The organism is Bifidobacterium olomucense (assembly GCF_012932375.1).
Classification (GTDB): Bacteria; Actinomycetota; Actinomycetes; order Actinomycetales; family Bifidobacteriaceae; genus Bifidobacterium; species Bifidobacterium olomucense.
Genome location: NZ_JAAIIG010000019.1, coordinates 1 through 17,025, shown reverse-complemented (window position 1 = coordinate 17,025; position 17,025 = coordinate 1). Strand labels below are relative to the sequence as shown.

General features: G+C 57.0%; 17 protein-coding genes. 13 read left to right on the top strand and 4 right to left on the bottom strand.

Going from position 1 to position 17,025, the window contains the following annotated elements; translation table 11 throughout:
- Positions 1–250: 250 nt before the first annotated feature.
- Positions 251–1,786 carry a chromosomal replication initiator protein DnaA gene (gene dnaA / locus G1C97_RS11500; RefSeq protein WP_169241871.1) on the bottom strand — a complete coding sequence of 512 codons (1,536 nt, stop codon included), beginning with the start codon at positions 1,784–1,786 and terminating at the stop codon, positions 251–253.
- A 315-nt stretch (positions 1,787–2,101) separates the two neighbouring features.
- On the opposite strand from dnaA, the gene rpmH reads away from it, so the two are divergent.
- The 9 genes from rpmH (at position 2,102) to G1C97_RS11455 (ending at position 8,737) form a co-directional block, all read left to right on the top strand.
- On the top strand, positions 2,102–2,236 hold the full coding sequence (rpmH, locus tag G1C97_RS11495; protein ID WP_007054596.1) for a 50S ribosomal protein L34: 135 nt from the start codon (positions 2,102–2,104) through the stop codon (positions 2,234–2,236).
- Between the two features lie 34 nt (positions 2,237–2,270).
- Positions 2,271–2,618 (top strand): ribonuclease P protein component, encoded by a 348-nt coding sequence (rnpA, locus tag G1C97_RS11490; RefSeq protein WP_169241870.1) that lies wholly within the window; start codon positions 2,271–2,273, stop codon positions 2,616–2,618.
- A 1-nt stretch (position 2,619) separates the two neighbouring features.
- Positions 2,620–2,937: a membrane protein insertion efficiency factor YidD gene (gene yidD / locus G1C97_RS11485; RefSeq protein ID WP_169241869.1), complete on the top strand. Its 318-nt coding sequence runs from the start codon at positions 2,620–2,622 to the stop codon at positions 2,935–2,937.
- The gene (yidC, locus tag G1C97_RS11480) at positions 2,934–3,944 is read left to right on the top strand and encodes a membrane protein insertase YidC (protein ID WP_100497199.1); all 1,011 of its coding nucleotides are present in this window, start codon (positions 2,934–2,936) and stop codon (positions 3,942–3,944) included. Before yidD ends, yidC begins: the two co-directional genes overlap by 4 nt.
- A gap of 143 nt (positions 3,945–4,087) precedes the next feature.
- On the top strand, positions 4,088–4,621 hold the full coding sequence (locus G1C97_RS11475) for a Jag family protein (RefSeq protein WP_100497200.1): 534 nt from the start codon (positions 4,088–4,090) through the stop codon (positions 4,619–4,621).
- 213 nt (positions 4,622–4,834) lie between these two features.
- Positions 4,835–5,500 carry a 16S rRNA (guanine(527)-N(7))-methyltransferase RsmG gene (gene rsmG / locus G1C97_RS11470; protein WP_169241868.1) on the top strand — a complete coding sequence of 222 codons (666 nt, stop codon included), beginning with the start codon at positions 4,835–4,837 and terminating at the stop codon, positions 5,498–5,500.
- Positions 5,501–5,790: 290 nt separating this feature from the next.
- Positions 5,791–6,762 carry a ParA family protein gene (locus G1C97_RS11465; protein ID WP_165775929.1) on the top strand — a complete coding sequence of 324 codons (972 nt, stop codon included), beginning with the start codon at positions 5,791–5,793 and terminating at the stop codon, positions 6,760–6,762.
- On the top strand, positions 6,762–8,156 hold the full coding sequence (locus tag G1C97_RS11460) for a ParB/RepB/Spo0J family partition protein (RefSeq protein WP_169241867.1): 1,395 nt from the start codon (positions 6,762–6,764) through the stop codon (positions 8,154–8,156). Before G1C97_RS11465 ends, G1C97_RS11460 begins: the two co-directional genes overlap by 1 nt.
- Positions 8,157–8,353: 197 nt before the next feature.
- Entirely contained in the window at positions 8,354–8,737 is a 384-nt protein-coding gene (locus G1C97_RS11455; protein WP_169241866.1) for a hypothetical protein, read from the top strand.
- Positions 8,738–8,858: 121 nt separating this feature from the next.
- Here the strand turns inward: G1C97_RS11455 and G1C97_RS11450 are convergent, their stop codons facing one another.
- On the bottom strand, positions 8,859–10,079 hold the full coding sequence (locus G1C97_RS11450; RefSeq protein WP_169241865.1) for an NAD(P)/FAD-dependent oxidoreductase: 1,221 nt from the start codon (positions 10,077–10,079) through the stop codon (positions 8,859–8,861).
- Between the two features lie 126 nt (positions 10,080–10,205).
- Here G1C97_RS11450 and G1C97_RS11445 point away from each other — a divergent pair, with 126 nt between their 5' ends.
- Both G1C97_RS11445 and G1C97_RS11440 read left to right on the top strand, forming a co-directional pair.
- Positions 10,206–10,679 carry a very short patch repair endonuclease gene (locus G1C97_RS11445; RefSeq protein ID WP_335341371.1) on the top strand — a complete coding sequence of 158 codons (474 nt, stop codon included), beginning with the start codon at positions 10,206–10,208 and terminating at the stop codon, positions 10,677–10,679.
- 57 nt (positions 10,680–10,736) lie between these two features.
- Positions 10,737–11,495, top strand: a complete 759-nt coding sequence (locus tag G1C97_RS11440; RefSeq protein WP_169241863.1) for a Sir2 family NAD-dependent protein deacetylase — start codon at positions 10,737–10,739, stop codon at positions 11,493–11,495.
- A 146-nt stretch (positions 11,496–11,641) separates the two neighbouring features.
- Here the strand turns inward: G1C97_RS11440 and ilvA are convergent, their stop codons facing one another.
- Together ilvA and G1C97_RS11430 are read right to left on the bottom strand one after the other, a co-directional pair.
- Positions 11,642–12,907, bottom strand: a complete 1,266-nt coding sequence (gene ilvA, locus G1C97_RS11435) for a threonine ammonia-lyase (protein WP_169241862.1) — start codon at positions 12,905–12,907, stop codon at positions 11,642–11,644.
- 398 nt (positions 12,908–13,305) lie between these two features.
- Positions 13,306–15,129 (bottom strand): glycoside hydrolase family 13 protein, encoded by a 1,824-nt coding sequence (locus tag G1C97_RS11430; protein WP_100497208.1) that lies wholly within the window; start codon positions 15,127–15,129, stop codon positions 13,306–13,308.
- A 15-nt stretch (positions 15,130–15,144) separates the two neighbouring features.
- Here G1C97_RS11430 and G1C97_RS11425 point away from each other — a divergent pair, with 15 nt between their 5' ends.
- Together G1C97_RS11425 and G1C97_RS11420 are read left to right on the top strand one after the other, a co-directional pair.
- Complete coding sequence (locus tag G1C97_RS11425; protein ID WP_169241861.1) at positions 15,145–15,345, top strand: hypothetical protein; 201 nt, start codon at positions 15,145–15,147, stop codon at positions 15,343–15,345.
- 169 nt (positions 15,346–15,514) lie between these two features.
- Positions 15,515–16,732: an ROK family transcriptional regulator gene (locus G1C97_RS11420; RefSeq protein WP_169241860.1), complete on the top strand. Its 1,218-nt coding sequence runs from the start codon at positions 15,515–15,517 to the stop codon at positions 16,730–16,732.
- Positions 16,733–17,025: the final 293 nt, after the last annotated feature.

Sequence of the window (17,025 nt, the reverse complement as noted above, 5' to 3'; positions counted from 1 at the left end):
GGATTGGAGAGGGGGGGCGGGCGGACGCTGGTCGGGTGCCGAGCGAACTCCAGTTTCGGGAGAGGGAAGGCAACGGGATGTTGACGGGAGGAAGGAAAGACAACAGCGTTGCTGCGGTAGGTCGTGTTCCCCGCGGTACGTCTCGGACGTATCCAGCAGAATCGATCTGAGCAAACGAAAACGGCACTTTTCCGCATGAGTCGCGAAAAAGTGCCGAAAACGGTCTGTCAGATCGATTGAGCGAGACGGCTCAGTCGTTGGAATTCTGCTTCAAACGGACGGTCAATTCCATCACGTAGTTGTAGATCTCCTGTTTTTGCTGCATTTCGTCGCTGACGCGGGTATACGCATGCATCACCGTAGTGTGATCGCGGCCTCCGAACACCTCACCGATGTCCAACAGGCTCATACTGGTCATTTCGCGGGCCAGATACATGGCGATCTGCCGGGCCAACGCCACATTTTTCGTGCGGGAACGTCCGACCAAGTCGTCAAAAGTCAGATGGAAGTACTTCGCCACCTGTCCGATGATGTCCGTGGGCTTGATCTCCACATCTGTGGTGAAGAAATCCTGTAGCGTCTGCTCGGCCAACGCGCGAGTCACCGGCTGATTGCTCAGCGAGGCGACCGCCGTCACGCGGGTCAACGCGCCTTCCAGCTCACGAATGTTCTCGGTGAAGCGTTCGGCGATCAGATCGAGCACGTCATTGGGAATCTTGGAGCCGTTCATCGACGCGATCATGCGCAGAATGGCGATACGAGTCTCCAGATCCGGCGGCTTGACGTCTACGGTAAGACCCGATTCAAAGCGCGAAATCAGTCGAGCTTCAAAGCCCTTCAGATTCTTCGGCGCCACATCGGAGGCGATGACGATGCGCTTATTCGCCTGATGCAGCGAATTGAACGTATGGAAGAACTGGTCCAGCGTTGCTTCCTTGCCGCCAAGGAACTGGATATCGTCGATCAACAGCACGTCCACCTGACGGTAGCGTCGGTTGAATTCGGCGATTTGGCCCTGGCTCTGGTTCGGATTCTGCAGCGCATCGATGAATTCGTTCGTGAATTCCTCGCTGGTGACGTAACGCACCTTCAGGCTGGGGTCCTTGACCAACGCATAGTTGCCGATGGCATTGAGCAGATGAGTTTTGCCCAAACCCGATCCGCCGTAAATACACAATGGGTTGAAATCCTGACCCGATCCTTCGGCCACGGCCAAAGCCACGGTTCGGGCGAAACGGTTGGAATCGCCCGGCACAAAGGAATCAAAGGTGAAGTTCTTATTGAGATGAGTCTCCGGATCGCGATTCATCTTCTGTCCGCCGACCGGGAACTGCGGTTCCTTGGGCGGCGCCGGCGCGGCCGGTCGCGGTTCGGGCTTCGGTGCCTGAGCGTGACGGTTGGCGCGGGAATCCTTCGCGAATTCGGTAACGGTAGGGGAGGCTGCCGGAGTATACGATTTCGCCGCATGACGCGGTTTCGGTTCCGGCTGCGTCTGCGGTTTCGCCTCGGTGCGGGGCACGACCTTGAACGCGGGGAACATCGAAGTGCCGGTCACGGTATGCAACGCGTGCAGCAACGGTTCGTTGAGATCGCCCTGAATGGCCTGCAACGTGTCGTTGTTATCCACGCACAATACGATGGTCGAACCGAAAGCCCCTTCCGGGACCACGCCTTCAAGCCAACCTTTTTCACGGGGGGTCAGCGAGGCGCTATGCTTAAGCATGGTCAGCGTATCCGCCCAGATGTGAGCGGCCTCGATTGCGGGGTCGCCGGAAACATTAACCATGTCGGCCCCTTGTCTCGTTCGCGCGTATAGATGCAATAGGTAATGTTTACTCCGAATTATGGAAGTTATCCACCGTGTCGCGTGTTGGAATTGCTGGAATGTGAATAACATACGTGTAGTTTGTGGATAACTTTTGCCGCCAAATGGTTGATATTCCGCCGTTTGCCGGGGAATCGGGCGCGACGCGCCGAAAGTCCGAAATGTGAAAACTCCTGCCCCGTTTTGACTTGAGGGCATGGGTGAGAGTACTTTGGTATAGCTTGACTCACGTGAGGGCAGCGTCAGCGTTGCCAAATAGACCTAGGAGCAATTGATATGAAGAGGACGTTCCAGCCGAACAACCGTCGTCGTCACATGAAGCACGGCTTCCGTCTGCGCATGCGCACCCGTTCCGGCCGCGCGGTGATCAACCGTCGTCGTGCCAAGGGCCGCAAGAGCCTGTCCGCCTGATCCCAGCGATCATTACCACAGCGGCATAGTCGAGGTGGAACGGCTGAAAAGCCATCGTGATTTTGTCGGCGTACTCAAACGTCGTCGCAAAGTCGGAGGCAAGGACATCGTCGTGCATTATCTGGTGCTCGACGACCAGCATGACGACCAGGCGAATCATCGTCGCCTGGGATTGGCCGTATCCAAATCCGTAGGCAAGGCGGTTATCCGTAATACGGTAAAGCGCAGGTTCCGAATCCTGGCCAGGATGCATGAGCACCAACTCCCGGAACATTGCGATATTGTGTTGCGCGCCAAGCCGAGTGCGGCTTCAGCCTCGTTCGATTCTTTGGATCAGCAGATTGCAAAGTGCTTTGCCGCGGTGTCGCATAAGGCGAAGTGACATGTCTACTTCCATCAAGGCGGTGATGATTCGCGGTGTGCGCTGGTACCAGCGTCACATTTCCGCGAATACACCGCCTTGTTGCAAGTATTATCCGTCATGCTCAAATTACGCCATTGAAGCGTTCGAACGGTACGGGGCCTTCAAAGGGGGAGTGCTCGCCGTATTACGATTGCTTCGCTGCCGGCCGTGGAGTCGCGGGGGAATAGACGACGTGCCGCAGCGATATTCGATTTTTTACAGATTTTCCTGGTCGAAGGCTCATGAGGAACCTCGACTGACACCATTGGCCAATATCCAAGGAGAGGCCCATCGATGACTAATCCAAACCAATTCTTTCTCGATAGTGGGTTCTGGGGATTCTTCTATAAGCTCCTGACCCCTGTCGAGTGGCTCCAGACCTGGATTCTGAAGCTGGTGCATGACTTTATGGTTATGCTCGGCATGAATGATATCGGCGTCTCTTGGGTTATCGCCATTATCTGTCTGGTGCTGGTGGTGCAGATCTGCATCTTCCCGCTGTTCTATAAGCAGATGAAGTCGATGCGTAAGATGCAGGCATTGGCACCGAAGATGCAGCGCATCCAGAACAAGTACAAGGGCAAGACGGATCAGGCTTCGAAGGAAGCGCTGAGCCGTGAAATGATGAAGCTCTATCAGGATAACGACGCCAATCCGGCTGGTTCCTGCCTGCCGTTGCTGATTCAGAGCCCGGTGTTCATGTCCATGTTCTACACGCTGTCGGCCATTCCATACATTGCCAACGGCGTGCGTGGGCCGCTCGGCGCGTTCGATAAGGCCACCGCGCAGCAGTTCACCGAAACCGACGTGTTCGGCATCGTGTCCGTGACCGACAATCTCACCTCCGCCAGCATGGGCGGCAAGATTGTGATCGGCACCTTCGTGTTCCTCATGTGCTTCTGCTTGTGGTTCACCACTTACTTCAGCATGAAGCGCAACACTCCTGCCGCTTCGATGAACAAGCAGCAGGAAAGCATGCAGAAGATGATGCTGTGGCTGTTCCCGGTGATGTACATCTTCTCGGGCGTCACCATGCCGTTCGCTGTGCTGGTGTACTGGCTGACCAACAACGTGTGCAACTTGCTGCGTACGATCTGGCAGGTTACGAACTTCCCGACCCCGGGTTCGCCGGCAGCTGCCGATAAGGAAAAGCGCGACCATCGCATTGAGAATGCCCGTCGCGAAAAGGCCGGTCTTCCCTCCCTTGAGGAGGAGGCTCTGGTGAAAGCCAAGGAGGAGGCTGAGCGCAAGGCTACGCAAGGTTTCCAGAGGCAGCAACCGCAGCGTAAGCGGAAGAAGAAATAGTGCATGATTACATCTCGGCACGTGTGTGATGATGTTTCACGTGAAACACCGCACACGTGCCGATGTGTTTTTCGTGTTTATCCCTATGTTGGGGGGCGTAGGGCTTTAGACTTGGAATCAACGCCGACATGAAGGAGTAACGCATGGCACAGGACGACGTCAAGACGATCGATCAGCTCAACGAAGAGGCTGACATCGCGGCTGACTACCTTGAGGGCTTGTTGGATATCGCCGATTATGAAGGTGATATCGAAATGGGTGTGCGTAACGATCGACCGACGGTGCAGATTGTGGCCGATGATGACACCGATATCAAACATCTGATTGGACGCAATGGTGAGGTGGTTGATGCGTTGCAGCAGCTGACCCGTCTCGCCGTGCAGCAGAAGACCGGCGAGCGTTCGCACCTGATCGTCGATGTGGATGGCTTCCTGAAGCGCAAGCGCCAGTATCTGCGTGACCTGGCCCTTGATGCCATTGACGCAGTGAAGGATACCGGCGAACCGGTGGATCTCAAGCCGATGAACTCCTTCGAGCGCAAGGTGGTGCATGATGTGGTCCGCGAGGAGGGGCTGAAGTCCCGCTCCCATGGTGAGGAACCGCATCGCTACGTGACGGTATATCTGAAGAACAAGTCCGAGGATCTTGTTGACGACGATGACCTTGATCAGGAGTGATTCGCTGTAGTCGGTAGTCCGTGACAGCGAAACAGCGCATGGCGTCGTGATAAGCGACGCCATTTCTGTGTCGGGACATTACATTGGTTGGATGTTGCTGAGTTTCACGTGAAACATCATGATTGTGACGGTGATTCTCTGAGTACAGCGATCCTATGAGTCTGATGCAAGTGTGATCACAGGGAACTGAACTGTGAAGGAAGGAAACAAGTCATGACAGACGTGCTGGATCATTCGCCGGTTCTGGCGGAAGTGTTAGGCGACGCGTTGCCGGTGCTGGAACGTTTCCATGCCAAGCTTGCGGAAGAGGGGGAGCCTCGCGGTTTGATCGGCCCTCGTGATGTCGATATCATCTGGGAGCGTCACATTCTGAATTCAGCCGCTGTGGTGCCTTTCATCCAGTCCGCGACGCGTGATGCCAAATTCAAAACCGTGGCCGACGTTGGCAGCGGTGGCGGTTTTCCGGGTTTGGTGGCTGCGGCCTGTCTGCCGGATCATCAGTTCACGCTGATTGAACCGATGGAACGTCGTGTGGAATGGCTGCAGGAATGCGCCGATCTGATGGAGCTGGACAATGTCACCATCGAACGTAATCGTTCCGATGCGGTGATTGCCCAAGTCCGTAAGCGTGCCGTTCATCCCTTTGCGGTGGTGACCTGTCGCGCTGTTGCACCGATGACCAAGTTGGCTGGCTGGACCTTGCCGTTGCTCAAGCCAGCTGGACGGCTTGTCGCTCTGAAGGGTCGGTCTGCCCAGGCTGAACTGGTGAAGGCCGAAAAAGAGATCACGCGCTTCGGCGGTCGCCGTCCGCGGGTTGTGGAGGCGGCAGTAGGACCCGATCTGGAGCCCACGCATGTAGTGCTGATCGACAAGCGATAAACAGACACTAAATGTGGGGTTGCTGGCGTTCTCGAAGCACTAGTTATCCACATTTCCAAGTGCACAGAAAAGTTATCCACAATTTTTCCGAAAGATGTGCACAACAGAGCAAAAGATTGATATTTCAACGATTATCGTCGATAGAAAACGCGATAATCAGACGTGATCGGAGGCACTTATCCACGGTTATCCACAGCATACGATGAAAATGTGGATAACTGTGGAATGTGTATCAGATCATGTCCACACGAATGAGAACACTGGAACATACGTCTGTGCAAGGAGGAACGATGGCCACCATGGATCATCAGTCGGAGCCAATAGAATCGGCTTCCGAAACATTGCATCGCATATTTGATGGTCATGGTTCAGGACTGGGCAATCAAATGGCCGATGAGAGCTCGCGATATAGCGCGTTGCAGGAGGCCGTTTTCCCCAAGCCGCAGCGGACTCGTCGTATTGCTGTGGCCAACCAGAAGGGTGGCGTAGGCAAGACCACGTCCACCGTGAATATGGCCGCCGCCATGGCGAACAAGGGTTCGCAGGTGCTGGTCATCGATATGGATCCGCAGGGCAATGCATCCACCGCGCTGGGAGTGCCGCACGCCTCAGGCGATCCGTCTGTCTACGACGTCATCGAAGGCCGTGCCGGACTGGGGGATGTGCTGTCGGTCTGCCCGGATTTCCCGACACTGGATGTGGTGCCGGCTTCTATCGATTTGAGCGGTGCTGAACTGGAAGTGGCAGATCTGCCGAACCGTAACACCCTGCTGAAAGATGCGCTTGACCTGTATTTGCGTCAATCGGACAAGCACTATGATTACGTGTTCATCGACTGCCCGCCAAGCTTGGGTCTGCTGGTGATCAACGCTATGTGCGCCGTGACGGAAATGTTGATTCCGATTCAGGCCGAATATTATGCTCTAGAAGGTTTGGGTCAGCTCATCAACACCATCGGATTGGTGCAGGAGCATTTCAACCCGGTGCTGCTGGTCTCCACCATGCTGGTGACGATGTTTGACCGCCGTACGCTGCTGAGTCGTGAAGTCTACAATGAAGTGAAGGGACATTATCCCAGCATTGTGCTGGATACGACCATTCCTCGCTCGGTGAAGATCTCCGAGGCGCCGAGCTTCTCCCAGTCGGTGATCGCCTATGACCCGCGTGGCATTGGAGCCATCTCCTATGGTGAAGCCGCACTGGAAATCGCAAAACGTTCGCAACAGGTACTCGACGCTATTGAGGCGAGGAGGAACAAGTAATGGCATCGAAATCACGACTTGGCAAAGGCCTTGGCGCATTGTTCCCCACGCTTCCAGGGGAGGAGAGTGCCAAATCCTCACAGCTTGAGCTGTTGCCTGATGCCGAAAAGACCGAGCCCGTGGTCTATGCGTCTGCGAAGTCGGCGTCGAAGACTGCCGATAAGTCCGATAAGAAGTCCGCTGCAAAACGAGCCGCGATGCCGAGCATCGGTTCTATCGCGCACCCCAGCGATCTGTTCTTCGGCGGCGACGTTACCACCTCCGCTCAACCTGCTTCATCTTCGCCGTCGTCCGCCATTTTGGCGGATGCCGTCTCCCCGAAAACCAATAAGGAAGCGGTTTCGCCTCAGCGTGATCGTTCCGATGTTTCACGTGAAACATCGGACGTTGCATCAACGGCGGATTCCAAAACCGTCGAGGCGAAGAATAAGGGCACTCAGGCCAAGAACGATAAGGACAAGGATGCGCAGCCGGAACTGAAGCCGGTGGAAGGCGGATATCTTGCCGAGCTTAAGCTCGCGGAGATCGGCCCGAATGCCCATCAGCCGCGTACGATCTTCGATGAAGACGAGCTGAACGAACTGTCCGCTTCCATCAAGGAAGTGGGTGTGCTGCAGCCGATTGTAGTGCGTCGCCGTCCTGCGGATCAGATTGCTGCAGCGAAGAAGTCGGGGGAGACCGAGGAATCCAGCGCCAATCCGTTCGCTGGTCGTATGGACAGCCCGTATGAGCTGATTATGGGTGAACGTCGTTGGCGTGCGTCACAGCTGGCTGGACTGGAAACCATTCCAGCTATTGTCAAGACCACCGCTGACGATGACATGCTTCGCGATGCGTTGCTGGAGAACCTGCATCGCGTAGCGTTGAATCCTCTCGAAGAAGCTGCGGCATACCAGCAGATGATTGAGGAATTCGGTCTGACCCAAGCTCAGCTGTCCAAGTCGGTGTCCAAATCGCGCCCGCAGATTGCCAATACGCTGCGATTGCTCAACCTTCCGGCGGCGGTGCAGAAGAAGGTGGCCGCTGGCGTATTGTCATCTGGACATGCGCGTGCATTGCTCGGCTTGAGTGATCCGGAAGAGATGGATAAGCTCGCCTCTCGTATTATTGCGGAGGGCCTGTCGGTGCGGAGCACCGAGGAAATTGTTTCGATGAAAATCGCTTCGGGAGAGCAGCCAAAGAAGCCGAAGACATCGAAAACCAATCCCTGGTTGGGTTCGGCCATTCAGCAGAGCTTGGAGAATCATTTCGACACGAAGGTGTCCATCAAGGGCACGAAAAAGCACGGTCGCATCGAAATCGTATTCTCCTCTCCGGAAGATATGGATCGTATCCTGCAACTGCTGGTTCCCTCGCAGAACGATGAGGCCGGCAAGGATAGTCACTGGGTGTGATTTCAAGATTTCGGATTGATTGTGGTGGGGCTTTGTCATGCCGCGATCAATCCGATTTCATTTCTTTCTTTCCCGTTGTTGCCGGATGAGGCGAAAATGGCGGAAAATGGGCCGTGTCGGTAAAATTTTACCGTCGCTGTGAACCATGGTTACGATAATCCTGTAGTCGAACAAACGTTCTAGAGCAGGAGGGTGTCATGGGTATGAAAAGGGTCTTTCGTAAGTGCAAGCATTCCACGCTGGTGAATACGTCGGGCCCATATACGGTGGTTGCGGCTCGTATCCGTGCTGCAGAGACAAGTCGATGTCCTGAGTGTGAGGCGGCGCGTGCATTGGGGCATGAGTCACGCTTTGTGCCGTTATGGGGCAACGAAGAGCATGCTATTGAAGCCGACCACATTCGCCGACGGGTACTGCAGCAGGCATGTGTCTTGGTGAAGTGTGCGCCGGAAGATGAGCTTCCGCTTTACGATCGTCTGATTCGTAAGATCCGTACGCTAAGTGATGCGGAGTGGTGGCTTGATCATAGAGACGATGCGCTGGTCTATTTGGCGCATACGATTCAGCCGGGTTTGTATTGATGGTTGATCGAGTGGGCGAGGCTATGGTTGCATGCATAAAGCCCAAGCTGAAGCGTATTCACGCAACTTGGGCTTTATGCACAAGGTCAGATATTCCAGACTGAGGGGAGGAGGAAAGGGACTAGGCCTCTTCCAGATAGGACTGGGCGTCAAGGGCGGCGCGGCAACCCATGCCGGCGGCACTGATGGCCTGGCGATAGGTGCGGTCCACGCAATCACCGGCGGCGAAGATGCCTGAAGCGCTGGTAAGGGTACTGCCGCCATTCACGATGATGTAGCCGTCCTCGTCGCGATTCACTACGTCGGTTACGAAGTCGGTGGCGGGAGTATGTCCGATCGCCACGAAGATCGCGTTGCAGTCAAGCGTGCTTTCCTCGCCGGTTACGGTATTGCGGAGTGTTGCGCTAGTGACATGTTTTTGCGGTTGCTTAGGCAATCCAGACAGCAAGCCGCCAGCATTCAGCGAGAGTTTGCCACCGAGGACCGTATTGCCGAGGACCGTGCCGCTGGATGCTGCGTCGCCTTGCGGCTTGGCACCCAGCCCGGGGAGCGTAATTGACGGTGACGATGCCGATGCTGCAGCGGAAGCTTCAGCATCAGAGGAGGTGGTGTCTGCTTGACCTGCGATGGAATCGGCCGGAGCAAGGTTGACGCTGTTGGCTTTGGCAACAGGTTCCGCAGCTGACGGAGCGTCGCTGTTGATGGCAGTGACAACGGTATTGGTCAGCAAGGTGAGCTTGGGATTGGCCTTGGCGCGTTCAACCATAATCTGCGAGGCGCGGAAAGTATCGCGACGATGAATCAGGGTGACGGACGAGCCGAATCGTGTGAGGAACAAAGCCTCTTCGAATGCCGAATCGCCGCCGCCAACTACAACGATGGGCTTGTCCTTGAAGAAGAACCCATCGCAGGTGGCGCAGTAGGAGACACCGTTGCCAGACAGTTCCTCTTCGCCTGGGACGCCGAGTTTACGTACGTTGGATCCGGTGGCCACGATAACGGCGGCGGTTTCGAACTGTTCGTCGTCTGAGGTGGTTAATCGGTATTGTGGACGTCCGTCGTGCTGGGGGAGTGCTTCCACCGATTCGACGTCGGCAGGGAGCAATTCCGCGCCGAATCGTTCGGCCTGCTCGCGCATGCGATCCATCAGTTCCGGGCCGAGAATGCCGTCCGGGAATCCCGGGAAGTTTTCCACTTCTGTGGTGTTGACGAGCTGGCCTCCGGGGGCTAAAGCGCCCGTAATAATCAGCGGGTTAAAACCGGCTCGTCCCAGATAAATACCTGCCGTGTATCCGGCAGGGCCGGAACCAATAATGATGACGCGATGTTTCACGTGAAACATTTTCTCATCGTGTGCTGACCTTACGCTGTTGTAGGAATCCGAAGGGATTATTGTTTTGCAGAGGTCGAGTCGATTTTGATTCCATGAGAATCGGTCGTTGGGCAAGGCAGAGTGAGGTGGGTGTACGTGGCAAGCGAGCGAAAGAGGTCCGGTGGCCGCAGCTTGCGGGAGCGTGAGGAAAAATATGAGCGCGGCACGCGTTCGTACACGATGTCTCATATTCGCGGCAAAGACACCTCGATCGAAGTGCTAGTACGCAGCTATCTGTTCCGTCATGGGTTGCGATTTCGGAAGAACGACAAACGATACCCTGGGCATCCGGATGTAGTGCTGCCGAAATATCGCACGATGGTATTCATTAACGGATGTTTTTGGCATGCGCACGACCATTGTCCGAAGTATTCGATGCCGAAATCAAACGTGGAATTCTGGACAGTCAAACTCCTGCGCAACAAAACCCGTGATGCTGAGCAACATGCCGAATTGGAGGCTGCCGGATGGCGTGTGATTGTGGTGTGGGAATGCGAGTTGGCGAAAGCGAATCGTGAGGCTCGACTGGACCACCTGGTGCAGCAAATCACTGGAACTTGCGACAAATGACATCGGATGACGACTGCTCCATGCCGTCATTCATCTCATGCGGGTATACCTATAGCTATGACCAAAAAGATTGCAGTATTGACTGGAGCGGGCATTTCAACGTCCGCCGGCATCCCTGACTTCCGTGGTCCGGATGGTGTGTGGACCAAGCATCCGGACCAGATGAGCGTATACGACATCGACCTGTTCCTGAACGATGCCGAGGCCCGTGAGTATTCGTGGCGGTGGCAGAAGGAGTCGCCGGTGTGGAATGCGCAGCCAGGCGCAGCACATAAGGCGCTGGTCAAGCTGGAACAGGCAGGTATGCTGACGCTGCTGGCCACACAGAATTTCGATGCATTGCATGAGAAGGCCGGTAATTCACCGGACCTTATCGTGAATCTGCATGGCACCATCGGTACTTCGCATTGCATGAAGTGCCATCAGAAATACAATACGGCGGACATTATGGCCAAGCTGGACGAAGAGCCGGATCCGCACTGCCATCGCAAGCTGAAGTACCGCGGTGATATGCCGTGCAACGGACTGATCAAAACCGACGTGGTGTATTTCGGTGAGGCATTGCCGGATGGGGCGATGGAGAAGTCCTATGATCGGGCCACGAAAGCGGACGAGCTGTGGGTGATCGGTTCGACGCTAGAAGTCTTCCCGGCGGCGAGTATCGTGCCGGTGGCGGCTCAAGCAGGAGTGCCGATCACGATTATGAACATGGGACACACCCAGTACGACCGTTTGGCCACACGATTGATTCGCGAGGACATCGCCGTCGCTCTGCCGAAGCTGGTAGACGAGACGATCGCCGAAGAAGCACGGTAATCCGCAATGATCCACAGTGACTTGTGGTAAGCACCCTGCGTCCGTTTTGCGAAAATGACTCACTGACCGACCGTCAGTGAGTCATTTTCGCAAAACGGACAACAACGGTAGCAACGATAACAGGGATAACAGCGACAAGAGTCGTATCAGTAGATACGCTTGGGCTGGAAGCCAGCTTGACGCAACGCCGCAAGGATGCGGTCGATGTGTTCCGGACCATTGGTTTCGACCGTGACTCCAAGAGACACCGCGTTGGTGTAGTGGCCGGACGCCTTGAACTGATCGTGATCAAGCGCAATAACATTGGCGCGCTGTTCAGCGAGTAACGTCGCCACCTTGACAAGCTGTCCCGGCGTATCCGGCAGTTCGACCTCAAAGTTCATGATGCGGCCGCGGGCGATCATACCCTTCTGAATAACGGCACCCATCGTCACGGTATCGATGTTGCCGCCGGACATAATCGGCACTACCACATGCGGTCCGCCGGCCTGAGCGAACTTGCGCGAACGCAAGTTGAGATGTTCCAGCGCAGCCAGAGATACGGCACCGGCCGCCTCCACGACGAGCTTGTGCTTTTCCAGCATCAGCAGAATCATCTCGTTGATATCACGCTCGGAAACGGTGACCAAATCATCCAAGAATTCGTTGAGCAGCGCAAACGGCAGATCGCCCGGATGCTTGACCGCCACGCCCTCGGCGGAAGTAATCACCTGATCGGCCGGGGACACATGGCCGGAAGCCAACGAATCCTTCCATGCCGGAGAGCCTTCCGGAATGGCACCAATTACACGTACTTCGGGCTTGAAGGTCTTGATGGCCAGCGCCACACCGGCACCGAGACCGCCGCCACCAAGAGGCACCACCACATCGGTGACGTTCGGTACGTCTTCAAGAATCTCCAGACCGATAGTGCCCTGACCGCAGATGACCTCGTAGTCGTCAAACGGCGGCACATAAATCATGCCCTGAGTTTCGGCGAGTTCGGCGGCGTGCGCTGCAGCTTCATCGAATACATCACCGTAGAGCACCACGTCGGCACCGTAGGCCTTAGTGGCATCCACCTTGAGCGGCGGGGTGATCTGCGGCATGCAGATGGTGGCCTTGGCGCCACGCTCGCGGGCCGCATACGCCACACCTTGTGCGTGGTTGCCGGCGGATGCGGTGACGATGCCGCGGGCCAGCTGCTCCTCAGACAGGGAGGCGATCTTGTTGTAGGCGCCGCGAATCTTGAACGAACCGGTGACCTGAAGATTCTCCGGCTTGAGCAGAATCTCATGGCCGGTCATGTCGCTGAGAGCCGGCGAGGGAATAATCTCGGTGTGGCGGGCAGTGCCTTTGAGTCGTTTGGCGGCGAGCTTCAGTTCCGCTGCGTGATCGCGTTGCAGCGCTTTCAAAACGTCCTTTTGTTCCATGATGGACATTGTAAGACGGTGGTCGGTGGCGATAGCGGCAAATGTCCGGATTCCAAGGGGATCAAGGGGCCAAGGTCCCGATATATTCTACGGAGCCACAGGTTCCAAGTGTCCACAGGTTCCGAGGTATCCACAGGTTCCGAGGTATCCACAGATTCCCGGTTCCGTGACTTGCTCATCGCCCTCTCGCGAAAAAGACTCACTGCCGTCGTCTCAGTGGAACAAATTCGCGAAGGGAGACGGAACGAAAATGGGATGAGATCGGGGGATAACGATAAGGGGGATAACGATAAGGGGGATAACGATAAGGGGGATAACGATAAGGGGGTGTTAGCGGTGTGTGAACCGCTAACACCCCCACATAAACAGCATCGAAGAAACCAATCGGAAACCAGCCGTTACAGCTGGATGGCCACGGCCTCCCACGGATCGAGCTCGCCGTTGGCCAAGGAGACCACAGCGTGCGAAGCGCCATAGGTGGAGATCAGCACATCCGGTTCCGCCACGCCAGTGGCCACTAGCTCGGCGGACTCACGAGGCAGATCGACGGTGCGGCCGGACAGGTTGGCCACCACCAGCAGCTTCTCGGCGTTCAGTGTGCGGGTGAATGCGTACACATGCTCGTCATCCGCGTCGATCAGATGCCAGTCGCCGGCGGCGATCACCGCGCGCTCGTGACGCAGGGCGATCAGCTTCTTGTAGAACGCGTACACCGAATCAGGGTCGTCGAATTCGCTGGCCGCATTGATTTCCGCCTTGTTCGGGTTCACGGAGATCCACGGCTCGACAGCGGCATCCGGCGCGGTGAATCCGGCGTAGGTGGACGCATCCCACTGCATCGGCGTGCGCGCGTTGTCGCGGCTGATCAGCTCCAGCGCATCCATCATATTCTCCGGCGAAACGATCTTCGCCTCCTCGACGCGCTGACGGAAGGCGTTGAGCGACTCCAGATCGCGGTACTGATCCAGGCTCTTGAAGTGAGCACCGGTCATGCCCAACTCCTCACCCTGATAGATGTACGGGGTGCCGCGGTGCATGTGCAGCAGCAAGCCGTACGCCTTCGCCGAACGTACGCGGGATTCCTCGGTGGAATCGTCGCCCCAGCGGGAGACTACGCGTGGCTGATCATGGTTGCAGAAGAACAGGCTGGCCCAACCGGTGTCCTTCACCGCCTCCTGTTGGCCGGCCATCTTTTCGCGCAGGTTCTTCACCTCGAACGGGACGACATCCCACTTGGAAGAAGGCTTCTGGTCAACGCCAACGTGGTCGAAGAGGAACAACATATCCAGCTCGCCATTGGCGGGATCGGTGATGTGCTCGTTGCGTGCCGGCGTGACGCCCGGTGCCTCGCCCACGTTCATGAAGCCTTCGCGCTTCTCGAACACTTCGCGACGCATCTCGGCAAGGAACTCATCCACGCGCGGACCATCGGAGCACCATGGGAATGGGGAGGAGTAGCCCTCCGGACCCACCGGATAATCCTCAATTTCGGATCCCGGCTCGCCCGGCAGCTTGCCGTTCTTGTCGATGGTCTTGGAAATCTGCGTAATGACATCCATGCGGAAGCCGTCGATGCCGCGATCCAACCACCAGTTCATCATGTCGTATACGGCGTGACGCACATCCGGGTTCTCCCAGTTGAGGTCAGGCTGCTTCTTCGAATACTGGTGGAAGAAGTATTCGCCGCGTTCCGGGCAGTACTCCCATGCGGAGCCGCCGAAGTAGGAACCCCACTGGTTCGGCTCGGCACCGGGTGTGCCGGGCTCGAAGCCCGGACGGGCGGGACGCCACCAGTACCAGTCGGCATGCGGGTCGTTCTTATCCTTGGAGGCCTGGAACCAGGCGTGTTCGTCGGAAGTGTGGTTGACGACCAGATCCATCACGATCTTCAGGCCGCGCTTATGCGCTTCGACCAGCAGCTCGTCCATGTCTTCCAGAGTGCCGAACAACGGGTCGATGTCGCGATAATCGGAGATGTCGTAACCGTTGTCGTCCTGCGGAGACTTGTACACGGGGGAGAGCCACACCACATCCACGCCGAGGTCGGCGAGATAGTCGAGACGGGAGGTGATGCCCTTGAGATCACCGAAACCATCGCCGTTGGTGTCCTGGAAGGAACGCGGGTAGATCTGGTAGACGACGGCGTTCGACCACCATGGATTCGGGGTGGCGCCGTTCGTGCGGATAGTGTCGGGAATGGTAGTGCGCTGCGGGGTGGTCATACCGGCAACCTTTCTATGGGAACTTCGTTGTTGGCCATGTGCGACGTGTGCTTCCACGAGCTGGAATCATCGGTTGCGGCGTTGCTGCTAACTGCTGCTCGCTGCTGCCAGCTGGCGTCCGTCGCCGCCGAAATCCAACGCATGGTCACCGTATTATTGAACCAGTCCGATGGTTTTATTCCCATCGCACCGGTTTACGGGCGTGCCGGAAAGTAATTGCCATCACCGGCGGCCGGCATAATCACGGGTGCAATTGCCGGCACGATTACGGGTGGAATTGCCGCATCGCTTTGCCTGAGTGCCGAGCCGCGATGTATTTTTGTGATGAACGCAAGAAAAAGAAGCACGTCAACAGCGAGTCAACAAGCGCGAAGGGGCTGCCTGTATGTCTGATGCCAATGCGATCCCGCAATGGTTTACCGGATCCGAGCATACGCATCGTGTGGCGGCGGCCGTGGCCCAATACGGGCCGATCGCGCGCACCACACTGGCGCAGATGCTGGGATTGAGCCAGGGCGCGCTGTCGCGTATCACCAGCGATCTTATCTACGCGGGAGTGATCGAGGAGGTGCCGGCGAATGCGGTAGCTGGCATGTGCGCCGGCAAACTTCCGGAGCGGTTCACGCCCCGCGAAAGCACCGAACGTCGCGGCCGTCCGCAGACCTCTCTGGTGTTGTGCGCCAACGCACGCACGTTCGTAGGCGTCAAAGTACACGGTACGTCGGTTGTGTCGGCAGCCGTCAACGCGCATGGTGAAGTGGTCTCCGGACGCCATGAACTGCCGATCGGTGAGGATCAGTCGCCCGAATACGTGACCGGTGCGATTGCGCAGCTGGTTTCGGCCTGCGCCAACGATGTGGCCGTTGCGGGATTGCCGGCCCCTACCGCAGTCGGCGTGGCTGTAGGCGGCCATGTGATTGATGATTCCGTAGTCACGTTCGCGCCGTTCCTGCATTGGGAGGACAGTACGGATTTGGGAGCGATGGTCGGGGCTGCGACCGGGATGCCGTGCGGAGTCTTCAACGATATCGATTCGCTGTTGGTGGATGCCTCTTGGTTCGGGCCGGGCGTGGGATTGGATATGTTCGCCGTGGTGACGATCGGCGTGGGCGTAGGCTATTCGCTGGCCGTGCATGGCGAACCGGTCCGGTACCCGGACAAAAGCTACGGACTGGTAGGTCATGTATTGATCGACCCAGAGGGGCCGCGATGCACCAGAGGGCACATCGGATGCTCGCAATGCCTGACCGACGATTCGATTGCCGAACAGTATTCCGCAATCGTGGGCCGACCGGTGACGTTCGAGGATTTCGCGGCCGATGCCCGCGCCCATGTTCCCCAAGCCACACAGTTGGTAAAACGCACTTGCTTCCGATTGGGCGCGTTGGTGGCTACGGTGGCGAACATCGCCATGCCGGGCCATGTGATGATTGCCGGCGAATCCGCGTTTCTGGCCAAGCTGGGCACGGACTCCTTGCGCGACGGCATCCGGTACTACCGGCATAGCCAGACCCAGCCGGTGAAGTTCACGATTATGAACCACGACTGGCAGCTGTGGGCCAAAGCCGCCGCCAGTCGCGTCATCGTCAAACACATCGGCTAGCGCATTTGCCATAACGGCGTGTGCCCGCATCCCCGCGCCCGTACCCCGCGCAGCGCCCGTACCCCGAGCACACTTTTCGCGCGAATCGGGCGCAAAACACGCCAGTTCCGGCCGTCTAACGCACTTTTCGCACGAATCGGACGGGATCCGGCCACCTAACGTACTTTTCGCGCGAAATGGACGCAAAACGGCTGAAAACCGCACGTTTTGCGCTCGATTCGTGCGAAAAGTGCGTTAGGAGTACGCGCAAGGAGTCAGGATGGCTTGTGGCTGGGGGAGGGGCGCGCTTGGGG

What these genes read in the sequence shown, in the direction of transcription:
- dnaA (WP_169241871.1), bottom strand. Translation starts at nt 1,786, where the DNA reads ATGGTTAATGTTTCCGGCGACCCCGCAATCGAGGCCGCTCACATCTGG.
- G1C97_RS11465 (WP_165775929.1), top strand. Translation starts at nt 5,791, where the DNA reads ATGGCCACCATGGATCATCAGTCGGAGCCAATAGAATCGGCTTCCGAA.
- rpmH (WP_007054596.1), top strand. Translation starts at nt 2,102, where the DNA reads ATGAAGAGGACGTTCCAGCCGAACAACCGTCGTCGTCACATGAAGCAC.
- G1C97_RS11430 (WP_100497208.1), bottom strand. Translation starts at nt 15,129, where the DNA reads ATGACCACCCCGCAGCGCACTACCATTCCCGACACTATCCGCACGAAC.
- yidD (WP_169241869.1), top strand. Translation starts at nt 2,620, where the DNA reads ATGTCTACTTCCATCAAGGCGGTGATGATTCGCGGTGTGCGCTGGTAC.
- rsmG (WP_169241868.1), top strand. Translation starts at nt 4,835, where the DNA reads ATGACAGACGTGCTGGATCATTCGCCGGTTCTGGCGGAAGTGTTAGGC.
- G1C97_RS11455 (WP_169241866.1), top strand. Translation starts at nt 8,354, where the DNA reads ATGGGTATGAAAAGGGTCTTTCGTAAGTGCAAGCATTCCACGCTGGTG.
- G1C97_RS11475 (WP_100497200.1), top strand. Translation starts at nt 4,088, where the DNA reads ATGGCACAGGACGACGTCAAGACGATCGATCAGCTCAACGAAGAGGCT.
- G1C97_RS11460 (WP_169241867.1), top strand. Translation starts at nt 6,762, where the DNA reads ATGGCATCGAAATCACGACTTGGCAAAGGCCTTGGCGCATTGTTCCCC.
- G1C97_RS11420 (WP_169241860.1), top strand. Translation starts at nt 15,515, where the DNA reads ATGTCTGATGCCAATGCGATCCCGCAATGGTTTACCGGATCCGAGCAT.
- G1C97_RS11450 (WP_169241865.1), bottom strand. Translation starts at nt 10,079, where the DNA reads ATGTTTCACGTGAAACATCGCGTCATCATTATTGGTTCCGGCCCTGCC.
- ilvA (WP_169241862.1), bottom strand. Translation starts at nt 12,907, where the DNA reads ATGGAACAAAAGGACGTTTTGAAAGCGCTGCAACGCGATCACGCAGCG.
- G1C97_RS11425 (WP_169241861.1), top strand. Translation starts at nt 15,145, where the DNA reads ATGGGAACTTCGTTGTTGGCCATGTGCGACGTGTGCTTCCACGAGCTG.
- G1C97_RS11440 (WP_169241863.1), top strand. Translation starts at nt 10,737, where the DNA reads ATGACCAAAAAGATTGCAGTATTGACTGGAGCGGGCATTTCAACGTCC.
- yidC (WP_100497199.1), top strand. Translation starts at nt 2,934, where the DNA reads ATGACTAATCCAAACCAATTCTTTCTCGATAGTGGGTTCTGGGGATTC.